Below are 16,557 nucleotides of genomic sequence, written 5' to 3' on the forward strand. Positions count from 1 at the left end.
AAACGTGATTTTGGTCCAATCGTTAGGGATGATCATGAACCTATTTTTCATGAAGAATGGGAAGCAAGAGTACTTTATTGGAGGAGAAGGTATGGCTGTAAAAAAACCAACGATTGAACAATTAAAAAGAATTGCAGAGGAGTTTCATCTCACTCTCACGGATGATGAACTATCTTTATATCAAGAATTAATGGAAGGTACAATTGAATCCTACAACCGTTTAAATCAGCTTGTAGAACCTAGCCTCCCAGTAAAATATCCACGCACTCCAGGGTATCGCCCAAGCGCTGAAGAAAATCCATACAATGCATGGTATTGGAAAACTAGCATAAAAGGAAATAGTACTGGAAAATTAGCGGGGAAAAAAATTGTTCTAAAAGATAATATAAGTCTAGCAGGTGTTCCTATGATGAATGGTTCAGCTATTCTAGAAGGTTTTGTACCTGACGAAGACGCTACCATTGTAACTAGGATACTTGATGCTGGTGGAGAAATTGTAGGTAAAGCGGTTTGCGAAGATTTGTGCCTATCTGGAGGCAGTCATACTTCTGCAACAGGCCCCGTCTTAAATCCACACGACCCTACTAGATCATCAGGCGGTTCTTCTAGTGGAAGTGCAGCATTGGTTGCTGCAGGTGAAGTTGACATGGCAATAGGCGGCGACCAAGGGGGATCTATTCGGATTCCTAGCTCTTGGTGCGGCGTGTATGGTCTAAAGCCTACATACGGGCTTGTTCCTTATACTGGGATTTTTCCAATTGAACAGACGATAGATCACACTGGTCCTATTGCTAGAACTGTTGAGGATGTCGCTTTGCTGCTTGAAGTGATAGCTGGGGCAGATTGCTTAGACCCAAGACAGTCGGGTTTAGCAGTGAAACCATACACAGAATCACTTGTTGGTCATGCTAAGGATATTAAAATCGGAATCGTAACGGAAGGCTTTGGCTGGGACGGTCTGTCCGAGGAAGATGTAGATCATTTAGTGAGAGAAGCCGCGCATTCTTTGAAAAATAGTGGAGCAACAGTGGAAGAAGTATCGATTCCCATGCATCGGGATGGCATTCACATCTGGAACGGGATTGGCATAGAGGGGCTTACTTCCTTAATGGTCAAAGGCAATGGCATGGGAACGAATTGGAAGGGACATTATAGTACGAAACTTCTTGATGCCTATGGGAAAGCACGCAAAATACGAGCCAATGAATTTTCCGATACAGTGAAAATGACAATCTTGCTTGGACAGTATATGCAGGATCAATATAACGGGAAATATTACGCGATCGCACAAAATCTGGCTCGAACATTAAAACAAGCCTATGATCATGCACTAAAAACATATGATGTGCTGATTATGCCAACAACACCGATGAAGGCGACAAAAATTCCTTCTTCGGATGCTTCAAAGGAAGAAATTATAACGAGAGCTTTAGAAATGATTTATAATACTGCACCATTCAATGTTACAGGACACCCAGCCATGAACGTCCCGTGCGGAAAATCCGAAGGGCTACCTGTCGGGATGATGATCGTTGGAAGACATGGCGAAGATGACATGGTTTTGCGTGTTGCTCATGCCTTTCAGTCGACACATGAACGTGTTGCTACAATATAAAGCTAACTTGTATTGCTAGATAAAAGAATCACAGGAATAAGGCCCATGTATAAAAAATCTTTTTAAAAAATACTGAATATTCGGAAAGAAGAAGTTCCGTACAGAGTGTTATTTTTATCTTACAACAGACAATGCTAAAACTTAAAGACAGTACAACATTGCTATTTTATTTATTGTAGCTACACATCTATCTTGGGAAAGGAAAAATAATATTTTACAGAAGAAAAAATCTATTAGATGAAAGAAGAGTATGAAATACTGATTCTACAGTTGATTGAAAAATTCTTGAGTATAATACGAAACCAGCGCCAATAACTGAAACACAGGATTTTTAGGATGTGAGTAGAGTGGAAGGTCAATCGATTATTAGCGTGGGAATCGATATCGGAACAAGTACGACAAAATTTATTGTAAGTCATTTAAAATATGCAAAAGTATCTAGTCATTTTTCTTTGCCTCGCTACGAAATTGTTGAGAGAAAAATTGTGTATGAAAGCCCTATGTACTTAACGCCGTTAAAAGAGAAACGGGATGAAATTGATTTGAAAACTCTCACGGGATGGCTTGAAGAGCAATATAAAAAGGCAGGAGTGAATGTATCAGAAGTAAAATCTGGCGCTGTGATCATAACCGGCGAAACCGCAACGAAAAAAAATGCAGAGAGCATTCTACATTATTTAGCTGAAAAATCGGGGGATTTTGTAGTTGCCATTGCTGGTGCTAGTTTGGAAGCGTTGCTTGCCGGCAAAGGATCTGGTGCTTTTTTGCGATCTAAAGAAGTGAAAGGAACAGTTGCTAACATTGATATTGGGGGTGGAACAGCGAATGTTGTACTTTTTCGGAGAGGAAAAGTATTAGGTACCATTACCTATCATGTTGGTGGAAGATTAATCGAATTAGATCAGAATGGTGAAATTACGTTTATATCCCCATCTATTGAACCATGGTTACATTCGAAAAATTATCGACTGGAGGTAAAGAAAAAAATTTGTTTTAAAGAAATGCAGCAGATTGTCCAAGAAATGTGCAAAGATATGCTGAATTCGTTAACCGGTCAGAAACTGATCCGGTTGGATGATTCGCTAATTCACAGCACGAGTTTTCAAGTGATTCCTCCTATCGATGAGGTGATGATTTCTGGAGGAATTGGTCAGTTGCTTGAGAAAGAAGCTCCTAAAACGATCTATGACACCGCTGTCTATGGAGATATCGGTCCGCTTCTTGCACATGAAGTAGTAAAGGAGATTGAAAATTGTTCGTTAAAACTAATAAAAGCGACGCAAACATCTCGTGCAACGGTAATCGGAGCCGGGATGCAAAGTGCAGAAATTAGTGGGGCTACTATACATGTTGCCCCGTCACGTCTCCCGATCCGCAATTTACCAATCATGATGATTGAGCTAGACAATGAACAAATAAAAAACAGAGATTATGTGTATGAGCAAATCAAACATGCGATGATCGAGTGGAAGCAATACTTTCAAGGGGAACAAGAAATTCCTTTTGCCATTCATATTCGAGGGATTTCTTATTGTTCATATGCAGTATTAAAAGAAGTAGCCAAGATATTATTTTCGCTTTATGAAAAATACTTTCCGAGGAATCCTGTTTTAGTAGTCATCTGTGAAAACGATATTGCGAAAGCACTTGGACAATTGCTAGTGCTTCAATCTAACAATAAAGTAGATATCATTTCGATTGATCAAGTTGTAGTTGAACAAGGTGACTACATTGATATAGGAGAAACAATCAATCAAAGTATGGTTCCTGTAGTCATCAAAACGTTGGCTTTTATGAAAAATTAGGAGGTGATTCAATTTGAAAACAACGATCACATTAATGGGAAAAACTTATCAATTTAAAAGTTTGAAAGAAATTATGGCAAAAGCAAATGAAGAAAAATCAGGTGATCAGCTAGCGGGTATTCATGCGCAAGATGCACAAGAACGTATTGCAGCAAGACATGTTTTATCAGAGCTAACTCTTGCTGATATTCGAAATAACCCGCTTTTGCCGCCAGAAGAAGATGAGGTGTCACGTGTCATAGAGGAAGGGGTTAACGAAAAAATTTACGCATCAATTCGAAATTGGACGGTTGCGGAACTTCGTGAATACCTTCTATCACCAAATGTAACGAACAACGAAATCACTCATATTCGCCGAGGATTAACAAGCGAGATGATTGCCGCAGTAACGAAGATTATGACAAATTTGGATTTGATCCAAGCGGCATCAAAAATCACAGTAGAAACACGTTGTAACACAACGATTGGTCAAAAGGGACGATTAGCAGGGAGAGCACAGCCTAATCATCCTAATGATAATTTACAAGGAATCAAGGCAGCGATTTTTGAAGCATTGAGTTACGGCGTTGGGGATGCGGTTATTGGAATTAATCCGGTTATTGATACGGCAGACAGTGTGAAGGCGATTTTAAATATGACAAAGGAGTTAATTGAGAAGTGGAATATTCCGACGCAAAATTGTGTTTTAGCACATGTAACAACACAAATGAGGGCGATTAAACAGGGAGGGTCAGCAGATTTATTATTTCAAAGTTTGGCAGGTACTGAACAGGGAAACAAAGCATTTGGCATTAGCGTGGAATTGCTAGATGAAGCAAATGAACTGATTCTAAAAGAAGGAACAGCCGCTGGTCCGAATGTATGGTATTTCGAGACAGGACAGGGATCGGAACTGTCAGCAGATGCTCATCATGGTATTGACCAACTAACGTTAGAAGCTAGGTGCTATGGGCTGGCCAAGCGATATAAGCCGTTTATAGTGAATACAGTAGTGGGCTTTATTGGCCCCGAGTATTTATATAACAGTAAACAAGTGATTCGTGCGGGACTTGAGGACCATTTTATGGGAAAACTTCATGGCTTGCCGATGGGAGTGGATGTTTGTTACACCAATCATATGAAAGCGGACCAAAATGATATGGAAAACTTAGCAGTCCTCTTGGCTGCAGCGGGTGTCAATTTCTTAATCGGTGTGGCTATGGCAGATGATTGTATGCTAAATTATCAATCTCTTAGCTTCCATGACATTGCCACACTAAGAGAATTGCTTCACATGCGACCGGCTCCGGAGTTTGAGCGCTGGTTAGAAAAAATGGGGATTATGGAAAACGGAAAGTTAACATCAATAGCTGGTGATCCTACTTTATTTTTATAAGCTCTATAAAGGTGGTGGTATGTGAAATGAATCAAGCGGATATTCAACAAGAGAAGTTGATTATGGAATTACAGACCAAAATATCAGACAAAATAATCGATAAAGACGAAGATGAAAAAAGTTTTCATTACACTGTGGTTGATTGGTCAACATATGTCCCAAATCCAAAATTTCCTGAAGGAATTGATGAATTGCGAAAAGTAACTCCTGCACGTATAGGGGTATGGAGGACGGGGACACGTCCACTGACGAAAACAATTTTAAAATTACAGCTTGATCATGCTGCAGCTGTTGATGCTGTTAACGGAGAAGTCTCTGATAGTTTACTTAAAGAATTTAATTTATTTACAGTAGAGACTTGTTATGAAAATAAAGAAGTTTATTTAAAGAGACCAGATAAAGGGCGGGTTCTTACAGAAGAGGCAGTCAAAATGATCCAAGAAAAATGTGTGAAAAATCCTCAAGTACAAATCGTTGTTTCTGATGGATTAAGCGCAAGTGCGATTGAGGCAAATCTCAGAGACATTTACCCAGCATTGTTGGATGCATTAGAAGTAAATGGGTTAACGCAAGGAACTCCTTTTTTTGTAAAAGGTGGAAGAGTAGCATGCATGGATCATATCGGTGAGATCTTGCAACCAGAAGTTCTTGTCCTTTTAATTGGAGAGAGACCAGGTCTTGTTTCTGCCAATTCTATGAGTGCTTATATGTGCTATAGACCGAGAAAAGGAACTATAGAATCGGAGAGAACTGTGATTTCTAATATTCATTCAGGAGGTACTCTTCCTGTTGAAGCTGGTGCCTATATTGGTACGATTTTAAGAAAAATGATTGATCAAAAAGCTAGCGGACTTCATTTAGAGCTTTAACATAATTATTAAGGGGGAAGGATAGTGTGGTGAACAATTCTAATCATTTGCAAAAGGCGTTAAAACCAATTCATTTATGGGGAATTGCAGTAGGAATGGTGATTTCAGGCCAGTATTTCGGATGGAATTACGGATTTGAGCAAGGTGGAACGATAGGATTAGCGATTGCCGCGATTATTGTCACTATTTTTTATACGACTTTCATATTTAGCTATTCAGAACTTTCTACATCCATTCCACACGCTGGAGGACCATCCGCCTATGCAAGAAAAGCGATGGGTCCTTACATGGGGTTTATGACGGGATTAGCCTGTTTACTTGAATTTGTTTTTGCTCCGCCTGCCATTGCTGTTGCGACTGGAGCCTACATTAACTTTTTAATTCCAAGTATTAACGCTGTGTATGCTACAGTGGCTGTTTTTTCATTTTTTATTTTAATTAATCTAATAGGTGTAAAAGGAGCCGCAATCATTGAGCTTGTTGCTACTATTTTGGCATTGATTGGTTTAAGTATTTACTACGTCGCTGGACTGCCTCATGTAAATAGCTCGGCGATATTTAATGATATGTCATTTTTTAACGGTTGGACAGGAGTATTTGCCTCTATTCCTTTCGCTATTTGGTTTTTTCTTGCTATTGAGGGAGGAGCGATGGCAGCAGAAGAAGTTCGTAATCCTAAAAAGGATATACCAAAAGGATTTATTTCTGGCATTTTGACATTAGCGACTGCAACCGTTCTTACATTGCTTGTAACAGCTGGGCTCGGCGGAGGAGAAGGAAAACCTGCTGATTATCCGCTTCCGCAAGCGTTAGCTGGCGTTTATGGTGAAAATAATATTTTACCAAAAACGGTCGCCATTATTGGTTTGTTTGGGTTAATAGCAAGTCTGCATGGCATAATCATTGGTTACTCCCGACAAACGTTTGCATTAGCCAGAGCGGGATATCTGCCTAGATTCCTCTCTAACTTATCAAAAAGAGGAGTTCCGCATTGGGGATTAATTGTACCTGGTATTATAGGAGTAGTTAGTGCTGGTTCTGCTAGCTTTGCCAATGCTTTGATTATCTTATCTGTATTTGGTGCGATTACCATGTATTGTTTGAGTCTCATATCGCTGTTTGTATTGCGGAAAAAAGAACCTCATATGGAACGACCTTTCAAGGTAAGCTATCCAGTTGTTCCGGGAATAGCACTCTTTTTAGGTATTATTTCGTTCTTTTGCGTATTAAAATATAGTGTGTTAACTACAAACCTCCCTCTCTTCGGAATTGAAATTCCATTAATCGCTGTAATTTTGTTCGTATTTGGCGCGGGAAGCATTTACTACTTCTTAGTAGGTGCTAAGAACATTCGTCCAATATCTGAGGAATTTGTATCTATCGAAGATGTAGCATCTAGTCAGCAGAATGTATCGTTATAAGCTTTATAAAAAACCCGTGGTGCTAGATAAACTCAAACAAGCATAAAAATAGCCCTTGCATGAGGATCCCCTTAAAATGAAAGTGCAACCAACCATTAAAAAGGAGGATCCCTATGCAAGAGCACTTTCATTTTACTACAGATCGGGCCAAGATTCAAAAGCAATATGCCGCCATTTTCGTTTTTGTTTCTGCTCAACTTTCATGCATTCAGGTGCATCTTCATCGTCGAAATCGTCATTTGGTCAAGCAAGAGGACGCTGTCATCATCGCCATTCATCTTTTAGGAAAGCTGCTCGGTTTTACTTCTGAACGGGCGTGGCATCGTTTTGTCACGGGAAATTTGTTCACAAACGGCTCGTTTCTCGAACGTTCCCGGTATAACCGCCGCTGCCGGGCGCTTGGCTTCGCTATCAAATGGATCCGCCATGAGCTGGCAAAACGCGGTCAACATCATGCCTATGCCGTCGTGGACAGCTTGCCGCTCCCATTGTGCCATACGGCAAGAATGCATCGCGTCAAACGGTTTCAAGAGATCGCCGACATCGGGTATTGCGCTTCCAAAAAGCAATGGTACTACGGGTTGAAGCTGCACCTTCAAGTGACCGATCAAGGGCTGCCAATGGGGTATGTGGTGACGGAAGCATCTTGCCACGATCGAATCGCAGCCGAAAGCGTGATGACCCAAATTCCCCACCCGTATAACTTCGGGGACAAAGGATTCATTAGCCGTGAGTTGCAAAAAAGGCTGTACGAAGAATACCAAATGGCGCTTTGGACTCCGTCTCGAAAAAACCAGAAACATCGTGCGTCTGACTCACATTTCGCACCCTCTCGACGAAAATCGGGAGGATTTTTTCGTTCCGACTCACATTTCGCACCCTTCCGACGAAAATCGGGAGGATTTTTTTGCATCGATGTGGAATGAATCCTTGACACACAAGGAATGCAAAGGAGTTTGTCCACCATGGATGTTCAAATTTGTGAGATTTATGACAGTTCCTATTTGAATATAATAAGTGCCCTTTTCCAAGATCTTGACCTTCCCCAGCTCATCGATCGGCTGGTTCCGGTGGATCCCCAATGCCAAACCCGAACCAGCGATGCGGTCAAGCTGATCCTTCTGGATATCTTGAGCGGACGACAAGCACTCGTCCATTTGGAGCGATGGGCGCATGAGATCGATTTGTCGAAGCTGATCCGGCCGGGGCTGAAGCCTTCTTGGTTCAATGATGATGCGTTGGCTCGTCATCTCGACCGCCTGTATGAGGCGGATATTCACAAGGTGATCAGCACTTGCTTGATTCACATTTATCGGAAAGAAGGCCTTCCTCTCCAGGCCTTCCACGCCGATACGACGGACAAGACCGTTTACGGCGCGTATGAATCGGTCTCGTCAGAGGCCCTGCGGATCACGCATGGCTACAACCGGCATCATCGCTGGCAAAAACAGATCGGTTTCGGGCTGATCGGCAACGAGGATGGCATCCCGTTTTACGGCGATGTGCACGACGGCAACCTGCCGGACAAAACGTGGAATCCGGAGGTGCTGTCCCGTGTCCACGAACAGCTCAAACAAGCCAAGATTGAAGACGAATGGATTTACGTGGCCGATTCCGCCGCCATGACGAAAGACACTCTGGCGCAGACGAAAGCCGCCAACGCCTTTTTGATCACGAGAGGCCCATCGTCGCTCCGAATCGTCAAAGCTGCTCTGGCGGAAGCGGATGTCCAACCCGATCCAGCGTGGAGCGACTCCTTTTCGTTGGCCGAGAAAAACGGCGCGGCCGGCCGAAAAAAGGGGTGGAACCCGAGGTGGAGACGCTGTATCTTTTGCGCCTGGACGTCGAATTCCACCAACCGGCATGGGAACAGGCAAGACGGAAAGCGTCCCGGTTTGTCCTCGTCACGACCGTTCCGAAGGAATGGAAAGGCCGAACGATGGATGCTCGAGAAATCTTGAAGTTGTATAAAGGGCAAATATCGGTGGAAATGAACTTCTCCTTTCTCAAAGATCCGTTCTTCACCGACGAGATTTACGTCAAAAAGCCAGAACGGGTGGCGGTGTTGGGCTATTTATTTCTCTTGGCCTTGGCGATTTACCGCGTCTTTCAGCGCCGGGTGCGTCAGTTCATCACACCAGAACGCCCGTTAAAGGGCGCCGGAGGCCGCAAGCTGACCCGGCCGACGGGACAGGCGATTTTTCAGCTGTTTCAATATGTGAACGTCGTCCTGTTCAATCTGCCGGATGGGCGCATCCAACGCTCACTGGATCGCTCCCTTACCCCTGATCAGCGAAGGATTCTGCAGGGATTGGGCATGGATGAGAGCATCTACGTGTAACGTGATACGGAACGACCAGCGATGGTAAAAAAGGATTGCCGTCGCTCGTTGTGTTGGTCAAAAAGTTATTCTGAAAAACTAAATAAAAAATCCTTTGTTTTGACCTTGTTAGGGTGCGAAATGTGAGTAGGAAGCAAAAAAACGGACCGGATACTCGAGCAGCCCGGCCCCCGCCACGATCGAACCGAAAAAACTCGCCGCATATGCATTGAGCAAAAACGAAAGCCATACTTCCCTTGGTGAAAAAACGCGGAAGCTGAGCCCCAGCAAACCGATGCCCACCGCAGCAAGCAGCCAAAGGATCGAGTGTTCCATCATAGCCCCCAAGCGCGAATGATGTCGATTTTTCTTTAGCATGGGATGAAAGAGGGGGGAGTATGTGAAATTTTTGGTGTTTTCATTTTGCAACAGGCAATAGGCCTTAGAAACGACGGTCTTCTGTGTGTTCTTTCCTATGAAAAAAAGGCGAAATTTTGTAAAATGGTAGTATAGTTTTGTAAATGGAGGAATGGACATGCCGATATACAACAAACTCGTTCGCGACTGCATTCCAACCATTATTGAACAAGCGGGAAAAACGTTCACAACCCGCATACTTGACGATGAAGAGTATAGGAAAGAACTGCAGAAAAAAGCGTTTGAGGAGCTTGAGGAATACGTCCAAGCGGAAACGGATGAGGCGGCTCTTGAAGAGCTCGCAGACGTGTTGGAAATTATCCATGCTTTGGCTGAATGCCATGGCGCTTCGATCGAGCAAGTGGAACAAATCCGCGCCAAAAAGGCAGAGAAGCGCGGCGGCTTTCGGGAGAAAATTTTCTTGATTGAGGTTCACGATGAGTAAGGTGAAGTTGATTTCGAGACGTCTTCTCGACAAGTTGCAGGAACAGATGAGCCGCTCGTCGACGATATACATACTGACATCGTTTGCCATGAAGTCCGGGGTTCGCTTATTGAAGGACAGTTTGCGGGCAGCTGCAGGGCGGGGGGCGGATATCAAAATTTGCGTTGGTGATTACTTGTTTGTCACTCAGCCAGAGGCGTTGCGCGAGCTCATATCCATCCACCCGGACATCGAGGTCCGCTTGTATCGGAGTGAGGGAATTTCCTTTCATCCAAAAGCGTACCTATTTGAAGATACAGAAGGCGGCTACTTCATTGTCGGTTCTTCCAACTTGTCCCGTTCGGCGCTCACTGACGGTGTCGAATGGAACCTTGGGCTGGATAAGAGCGTTGATGAGGATGTATTTGCCGAAGCAATGGAGCAGTTTTTAAAGCTGTTTTACGCTCCGGAAACCGTGCCGGTCAATACTGAAACGGTCGATGACTATGAAAAACAGCATCAGGACTACCACCAGCGGCATCCCAATTTAGCCCGTATATGGGCGGAGACTGAGGAAATCGAGTTGATGCTTCCGACGGAAACGGAGAAGAAGCAAGAGGAGGAGACGGCGGACAAGGTCGATGTTGTCCATGAAACGGCGGCACCATATGGAACGATCCAGCCGCGCTTTGCCCAAGTTGAGGCGTTGGAGCGATTGGAAGCTGCCTATGAAGAAGGATACGACAAAGCGATGGTTGTCATGGCGACCGGGCTGGGAAAAACATACTTGGCCGCTTTTTTTGCCCGCCGTTTTTCGCGGGTGCTGTTTATCGCCCATCGCGAAGAAATTCTTCGCCAGGCGAAGCAGTCGTTTGAACGCGTGATTCCTGATCGAACAGCAGGACTGTACGATGGCAACCAAAAAGACGGAGATGCCGACATGGTATTTGCCTCGATCTTTACACTAAGCATGAAAAAACATTTGCATTCGTTTCGTCCCGACGCATTTGACTTGATCATTGTCGACGAGTTCCACCATGCGGCAGCCCGCTCGTACGAACGCGTCCTTCGTTATTTTCAGCCGAAATTTTTGCTTGGCATTACTGCTACTCCAGATCGGAGCGACAACAAAGACGTATACGCCCTTTGCGACGGAAATGTCGCGTATCGCATCGATTTTATCGAAGCGGTGCAGCGAGGGTGGCTGGCCCCCTTTCATTATTATGGGGTTTACGACGATACCGACTATTCGCAAATCAAATGGCTCGGCAACCGGTACGATGAAGAAGAATTGCTTCAAGCGCAGCTTCGCGAGGAGATGGCGGAGAAGATTTTGCGAGCGTGGGAGAAGTATAAGAAAACAAGGACGCTTGTCTTTTGTTCATCGATCAGGCAAGCTGATTTCCTGTCCGAATATTTCCAACGCCGCGGCTACCGGACGGTCAGCCTTCATTCAAAGCAGACGGCCATTTCGCGCCAGCAGGCCATTGCCATGTTGGAGCGCCGTGAATTGGATGCTATTTTCACCGTGGACTTATTCAATGAAGGAGTGGACATTCCTTCCGTTGATACGCTCTTATTTGTAAGGCCGACGGAATCATTAACTGTCTTCACCCAGCAAGTCGGGCGCGGGCTGCGGCTGTACAAAGGCAAGGATTACTGCGTCATTATCGACTTAATCGGAAACTACCGCAATGCGGATGTCAAACTGCGTCTGTTTGATACGCGGCGAGAGGAAACAAAGAAAACGGCGCGGGAACCCATTGTGCCAACCGTTCCAGAAACGTGCGAACTGCATCTTGATATACAAGCCATCCATCTTCTCGAAGAGATGCAGAAAAAACGCCAGCCGCGCAAAGAACGGCTGCTTGCTGATTATCGGGAGCTGAAACAGGAGCTTGGCAGACGGCCGACGTATTTGGAGTTGCATCTTCATGGCCGAAGTGAAGCGGCGGAGTACAAACAAGAGTTCGGATCTTATGTCGGCTTTTTATATTGGGCGGGGGAGTTGTCGGAGCTGGAAAAGGAAGTGTTCCGAAAATACGAACCATGGCTTGTTGAAGCGGAACGTACAGTGATGTCAAAAAGCTACAAAATGGTTGTTCTAAAAGCCATGCTTGAACGTGGACCGTCCGGGTGGCACCAACCAATTACACCGCAGGAGGCTGCCCCGTTTTTCCATCGGTATTTAACGGAAAAAGAATACCGAAAGCGCATCGATTTTTCCGACGGAGAAACGAAGCGCCTCTGGGAATATGACCAAGAAAAGGTGAGCCGGTTGATCGCCCGCATGCCGATGACGAAATGGAGCGGCAGTTCAAGGGGGCTGATTTCCTTTGAAAACAACGTGTTTGCGCTCCAATTTGCCATTGAGGACGAGCATCAAGAAATATTGCACAACTGGACAAAAGAGATTTGCGAGTATCGATTGCATGTGTATTTTGAAAGGAAGGGGGGATGAGAGAACTCTTCTCTTTTTTATGGTAGTTTACGGTGATTGCAAGAAAATACTGTCGGGCATCAGATTCGAGCAAGTGGTTGTAAGCATGCGCCCGATTCCCCATAAGGATGTTGTCAGGGCGGTTCAAGTCACGAGCCGCTTCCCGTCTGTTCATGGTGCCCCTATTCATATTGGCGACCCGAAACTTATAGGGATTCATGATATTTATAAGCCTGATTTTGGGGATCCGGTCACCATCCGTGAGGAGGAAACCCCGGTATTTTGGCCCTGTGGGGTCACCCCCCAAGCGGTTGCTATGGAAGTAAAGCCGGATATCATGATTACGCATGCCCCAGGACATATGTTTATTACCGATCTGCGCGATGAGCAGCTTGGGGTTTTATAAGCTGAACTGCCTGCTCTGGTTGGTGAATATCCGAAGTGGGAAGCTGTGAGGGTGCGGCTGTACGGCGGCTTTGCAGCAGCACATGCTCACCGCACTAGCAGTGAATGCTTGGCGTCTGGTTGTGCGGTGGGCCGCTCCTTTTTTTAATGTTTCAAAAAGTAAAAATTATTGATTGACTTGCCTGTCAAAACAGTCTATTCTGTTACTGTTACGACTTTTAGGAAGCAGAGGAGAGATGAGCAATGAGTGTAGCACAGGAAAAGAAAGGCTATTTCGGCGAGTTTGGCGGCAGCTTCGTTCCGCCTGAACTGCAGGAAGTGCTTGACTATTTGGAAGAGCAGTTTCTGAAATATAAAGATGACCCAGAATTCAATGAGGAGTTTCGAACCTACTTGCGGGAGTATGTCGGCCGTGAGAGTCCGCTGACGTTTGCGGCGCGGTTGACGGAGCGGCTCGGCGGGGCGAAGATTTATTTGAAACGTGAGGATTTAAACCATACCGGTTCGCATAAAATCAACAACGTGATTGGGCAAATTTTATTGGCGAAGCGGATGGGCGCGAAGCGGGTCATTGCGGAGACAGGCGCAGGCCAGCACGGGGTGGCGACCGCTACCGCATGCGCCATGTTTGGCATCGATTGTACCATTTATATGGGAGAAGAAGATACGAAGCGCCAGGCGCTTAATGTGTTCCGCATGGAGCTGTTAGGGGCGAAAGTCGTGTCGGTCTCGAAAGGTCAAGGACGATTGAAGGATGCCGTGGACGAGGCGCTGAACGATCTTGTGCAAAACTATAAGACTACATTTTACTTGCTTGGTTCGGCGGTTGGTCCGCATCCGTACCCGTCGATGGTGAAACATTTTCAGTCGGTTATTAGCGAAGAGAGCAAGCGGCAGATTGTAGAGAAGGAAGGACGTCTTCCGGATGCGGTAGTGGCCTGCGTCGGCGGGGGAAGCAACGCCATCGGGGCGTTCGCCCACTACTTGGATGAACCGAGCGTGCGGCTCATCGGTGTCGAGCCGGAGAAGGCAGCGACGCTAACGAAGGGCGTTCCGGCCGTGTTGCATGGATTCAAGTGTTTGGTGCTCCTTGATGAAAATGGAAACCCGCAGCCGACATACTCGATTGCCGCCGGGCTTGATTACCCGGGCATTGGTCCGGAACATAGCTACTTGAAAGTGTCCGGGCGGGCTGAGTATTATACGGTCACGAACGAAGAAGTGCTTGAGGCGTTTCAACTGCTGTCTAAAACAGAAGGAATCATCCCAGCTCTCGAGAGCGCCCATGCGGTGGCGTACGCTATCAAGCTTGCGCCGACGTTAAGCAAAGACCAAATCATCATTGTGAATTTGTCGGGGCGCGGGGATAAGGATGTTGAGCAAGTGTTTTCCATGTTGCAATCGTGAAGAAAGCAGGCGGTTGTTCACGACGGTGTTCGCGTGAAGCCGCCTGCTTATTTGTGATCATCTTCCGCCGAGAAAATCTCGCTTTTACCCGTAAATGTAAGTCGGGATGAATCCGGGCTTCCTTTGCGAATCTCCCTATTGCCCCCAATGGGCAAAAAGTATACAATGGATGTAAATAGAACAAACGTTCTTTTTGAGGAGGGAGGGCTATGCACAAAGCCTATCGCTTTCGGCTGTATCCCACCCGAACACAGGCAAAACTCCTCAACGAGACGATTGGGTGCTGCCGATTTGTGTACAATCACTTTTTGGCCGAGTGGAAGGAGACGTATGAAACCACGGGAAAAGGACTCGGCTACAACGAGTGTTCCAAACGATTGACAGCTTTGAAGAAAACCCTTCCATGGCTGAAAACCCCTGATTCAACCGCCTTGCAAAACGCACTGCAGCAGTTGGCCGAGGCGTTTGACCGGTTCTTCGAGGGAACGGCGAACGCTCCCCGCTTCAAAAGCAAAAAACACCCGAACCAATCGTACACCGCCCAGTGCAACTACCCAAAGAACGGACGCCCTACGATCGAAGTGGACGGCCATCGGTTGAAACTTCCCAAGCTCGGATGGGTGAAGTTCGCCAAAAGCCGCGAGGTGGAAGGCCGCATTCTCTCCGCCACGATTCGTCGAAATCGAGCGGGGAAGTATTTCGTCTCCATTCTCGTGGAAACGGATATTCCCCCATTGCCCCAAACCGACAAGAAAGTGGGCGTCGATTTGGGGTTGAAACAGATCGTAGTGCTTTCCACAGGCGAAACGATCGAACACCCCCGGTATTGGCGCCGGTATGAAGAAAAGCTCGCCTACTGGCAGCGGGTGATGGCTCGTCGAAAGCCAGGCGGTTCGAACTGGGAGAAAGCCCGTTTGAAAGTGGCCAAGCTTCATGAAAAAATCTCCAACTGCCGGAACGATTTCCTGCACAAACTGTCCACCCGCCTCATCCGCGAAAACCAAGTGGTGTGCGTGGAGGACTTGCGTGTTAGGAACATGCAAAAGAATCGCAAGCTGGCTAAATCCATTTCCGATTCCGCGTGGGGGAGTTTTCTTCGCATGCTCGAGTATAAAGCGACATGGTACGGGCGGACGGTGGTTCGTGTTGCGAGCACGTTTCCCTCGAGTCAATTGTGCTCGTGCTGCGGGCATCGGCACGTCGAGGTGAAATCGCTTGGCATTCGCGAGTGGGTGTGCCCCGCCTGCGGAGCCGAACATGACCGGGACCATAACGCTGCCCGGAATATTCTAAATGAAGGGCTTCGACTGCTGTCGTTGTAGGGCGGCTGAACCGTGGGACGCACGGGGATGGCTTGGCGGACATCCTGCCGCGGGGCGGGTGTTCCCAAGAATCTCCCACCTCGAAATGCGGGCGGGAGAGCGTTCAACTGAACGGAGAGGGATTATAAGGCCGCTTGTTTGCAGCGGCCTTAGTTGAGCGCTTCAATGAGCCGCAGCCTTGGTATCACAGTGAGGCGCTAACTAATCGCCACTCCTGCGCTCGCATATCCCGTGACGGAAGCGGCGATTGAAAGGCCGGAAGTGGTGATGAAAAACGCCATGAGCAGCCGGTCGCCAGCATTGACAGGCACGTTTAATCCTGTGATGATGCCGCTGGCGTTTTGGGCTAGGGAGATGGGAAAGGTGATTGATGGCGTTAATGTAATGAGCGTGCCTGGAATAGGCGAAAATACGTTGCTGGATGGAGAAGTGGCGATATACAATTGAGCGCGGATCGTAGCTGTTCCTAAAAGCGCTGTGCCTGTTGTAGCGGAAAAATTGGCTGCGACAGCAGTAATGATTCCTGAACGCGGGATGGTAAAGGAAAAATTCGATGTGCCGCCAAGGTTTATCGTTCCTCCCACTAAACTGATGCTTGAAGCAGCGTTTCCAAATCCGATCAAACTTGTGGTGTCGGCCAACCCGGCTATAGTGGCGGTCAAGACAACCGTTGTTCCTGAAGCGAATGGAATGATGGCTCCTGCTCCAGCCGGTCCCGTCGGCCCTGTGGGTCCTTG

Annotated in this window: 12 protein-coding genes and 3 pseudogenes; 13 read left to right on the top strand and 2 right to left on the bottom strand. The window is 46.3% G+C overall.

Going from position 1 to position 16,557, the window contains the following annotated elements:
- The first annotated feature begins 18 nt into the window (after positions 1–18).
- The 8 genes and pseudogenes from GZ1_RS19850 (at position 19) to GZ1_RS07200 (ending at position 9,426) form a co-directional block, all read left to right on the top strand.
- Entirely contained in the window at positions 19–117 is a 99-nt protein-coding gene (locus GZ1_RS19850) for a hypothetical protein (RefSeq protein ID WP_128082664.1), read from the top strand.
- Positions 92–1,615 (top strand): amidase, encoded by a 1,524-nt coding sequence (locus tag GZ1_RS07170; protein ID WP_060788220.1) that lies wholly within the window; start codon positions 92–94, stop codon positions 1,613–1,615. The genes GZ1_RS19850 and GZ1_RS07170 overlap by 26 nt, the downstream gene beginning before the upstream one ends.
- Positions 1,616–1,962: 347 nt before the next feature.
- The gene (locus tag GZ1_RS07175) at positions 1,963–3,420 is read left to right on the top strand and encodes an ethanolamine ammonia-lyase reactivating factor EutA (RefSeq protein ID WP_060788215.1); all 1,458 of its coding nucleotides are present in this window, start codon (positions 1,963–1,965) and stop codon (positions 3,418–3,420) included.
- A 13-nt stretch (positions 3,421–3,433) separates the two neighbouring features.
- Positions 3,434–4,795: an ethanolamine ammonia-lyase subunit EutB gene (locus GZ1_RS07180; protein ID WP_044742387.1), complete on the top strand. Its 1,362-nt coding sequence runs from the start codon at positions 3,434–3,436 to the stop codon at positions 4,793–4,795.
- A gap of 26 nt (positions 4,796–4,821) precedes the next feature.
- A complete protein-coding gene (gene eutC / locus GZ1_RS07185) occupies positions 4,822–5,664 on the top strand; it encodes an ethanolamine ammonia-lyase subunit EutC (RefSeq protein ID WP_020279289.1) in 843 nt (280 codons plus the stop codon).
- A 26-nt stretch (positions 5,665–5,690) separates the two neighbouring features.
- Entirely contained in the window at positions 5,691–7,085 is a 1,395-nt protein-coding gene (gene eat, locus GZ1_RS07190) for an ethanolamine permease (RefSeq protein ID WP_060788216.1), read from the top strand.
- Between the two features lie 113 nt (positions 7,086–7,198).
- Positions 7,199–7,897: pseudogene (locus GZ1_RS07195) on the top strand (IS982 family transposase); the annotation flags it as partial.
- Between the two features lie 153 nt (positions 7,898–8,050).
- Positions 8,051–9,426, top strand: a pseudogene (locus GZ1_RS07200) (IS1634 family transposase).
- A 108-nt stretch (positions 9,427–9,534) separates the two neighbouring features.
- On the opposite strand, the gene GZ1_RS07205 reads toward GZ1_RS07200, so the two are convergent.
- Positions 9,535–9,741, bottom strand: coding sequence for a hypothetical protein (locus GZ1_RS07205; RefSeq protein WP_082063868.1), 207 nt, complete (start codon positions 9,739–9,741; stop codon positions 9,535–9,537).
- A 199-nt stretch (positions 9,742–9,940) separates the two neighbouring features.
- Here GZ1_RS07205 and GZ1_RS07210 point away from each other — a divergent pair, with 199 nt between their 5' ends.
- The 5 genes and pseudogenes from GZ1_RS07210 (at position 9,941) to tnpB (ending at position 15,820) form a co-directional block, all read left to right on the top strand.
- Positions 9,941–10,267: a nucleoside triphosphate pyrophosphohydrolase gene (locus GZ1_RS07210; protein WP_033015496.1), complete on the top strand. Its 327-nt coding sequence runs from the start codon at positions 9,941–9,943 to the stop codon at positions 10,265–10,267.
- On the top strand, positions 10,260–12,707 hold the full coding sequence (locus GZ1_RS07215; RefSeq protein WP_060788217.1) for a DEAD/DEAH box helicase family protein: 2,448 nt from the start codon (positions 10,260–10,262) through the stop codon (positions 12,705–12,707). Before GZ1_RS07210 ends, GZ1_RS07215 begins: the two co-directional genes overlap by 8 nt.
- A 61-nt stretch (positions 12,708–12,768) precedes the next feature.
- Positions 12,769–13,092, top strand: a pseudogene (locus GZ1_RS07220) (D-glutamate cyclase family protein); the annotation flags it as partial.
- 242 nt (positions 13,093–13,334) lie between these two features.
- A complete protein-coding gene (gene trpB / locus GZ1_RS07225; RefSeq protein ID WP_060788219.1) occupies positions 13,335–14,498 on the top strand; it encodes a tryptophan synthase subunit beta in 1,164 nt (387 codons plus the stop codon).
- A gap of 209 nt (positions 14,499–14,707) precedes the next feature.
- Complete coding sequence (gene tnpB, locus GZ1_RS07230) at positions 14,708–15,820, top strand: IS200/IS605 family element RNA-guided endonuclease TnpB (RefSeq protein WP_011231586.1); 1,113 nt, start codon at positions 14,708–14,710, stop codon at positions 15,818–15,820.
- Between the two features lie 197 nt (positions 15,821–16,017).
- Here the strand turns inward: tnpB and GZ1_RS18165 are convergent.
- The coding region (locus tag GZ1_RS18165) for an exosporium glycoprotein BclB-related protein (protein ID WP_083509285.1) at positions 16,018–16,557 on the bottom strand (540 nt) is incomplete at its 5' end.

Origin of the sequence: Geobacillus zalihae NBRC 101842, from assembly GCF_001544135.1 — a bacterium.
GTDB lineage: Bacteria > Bacillota > Bacilli > Bacillales > Anoxybacillaceae > Geobacillus > Geobacillus zalihae.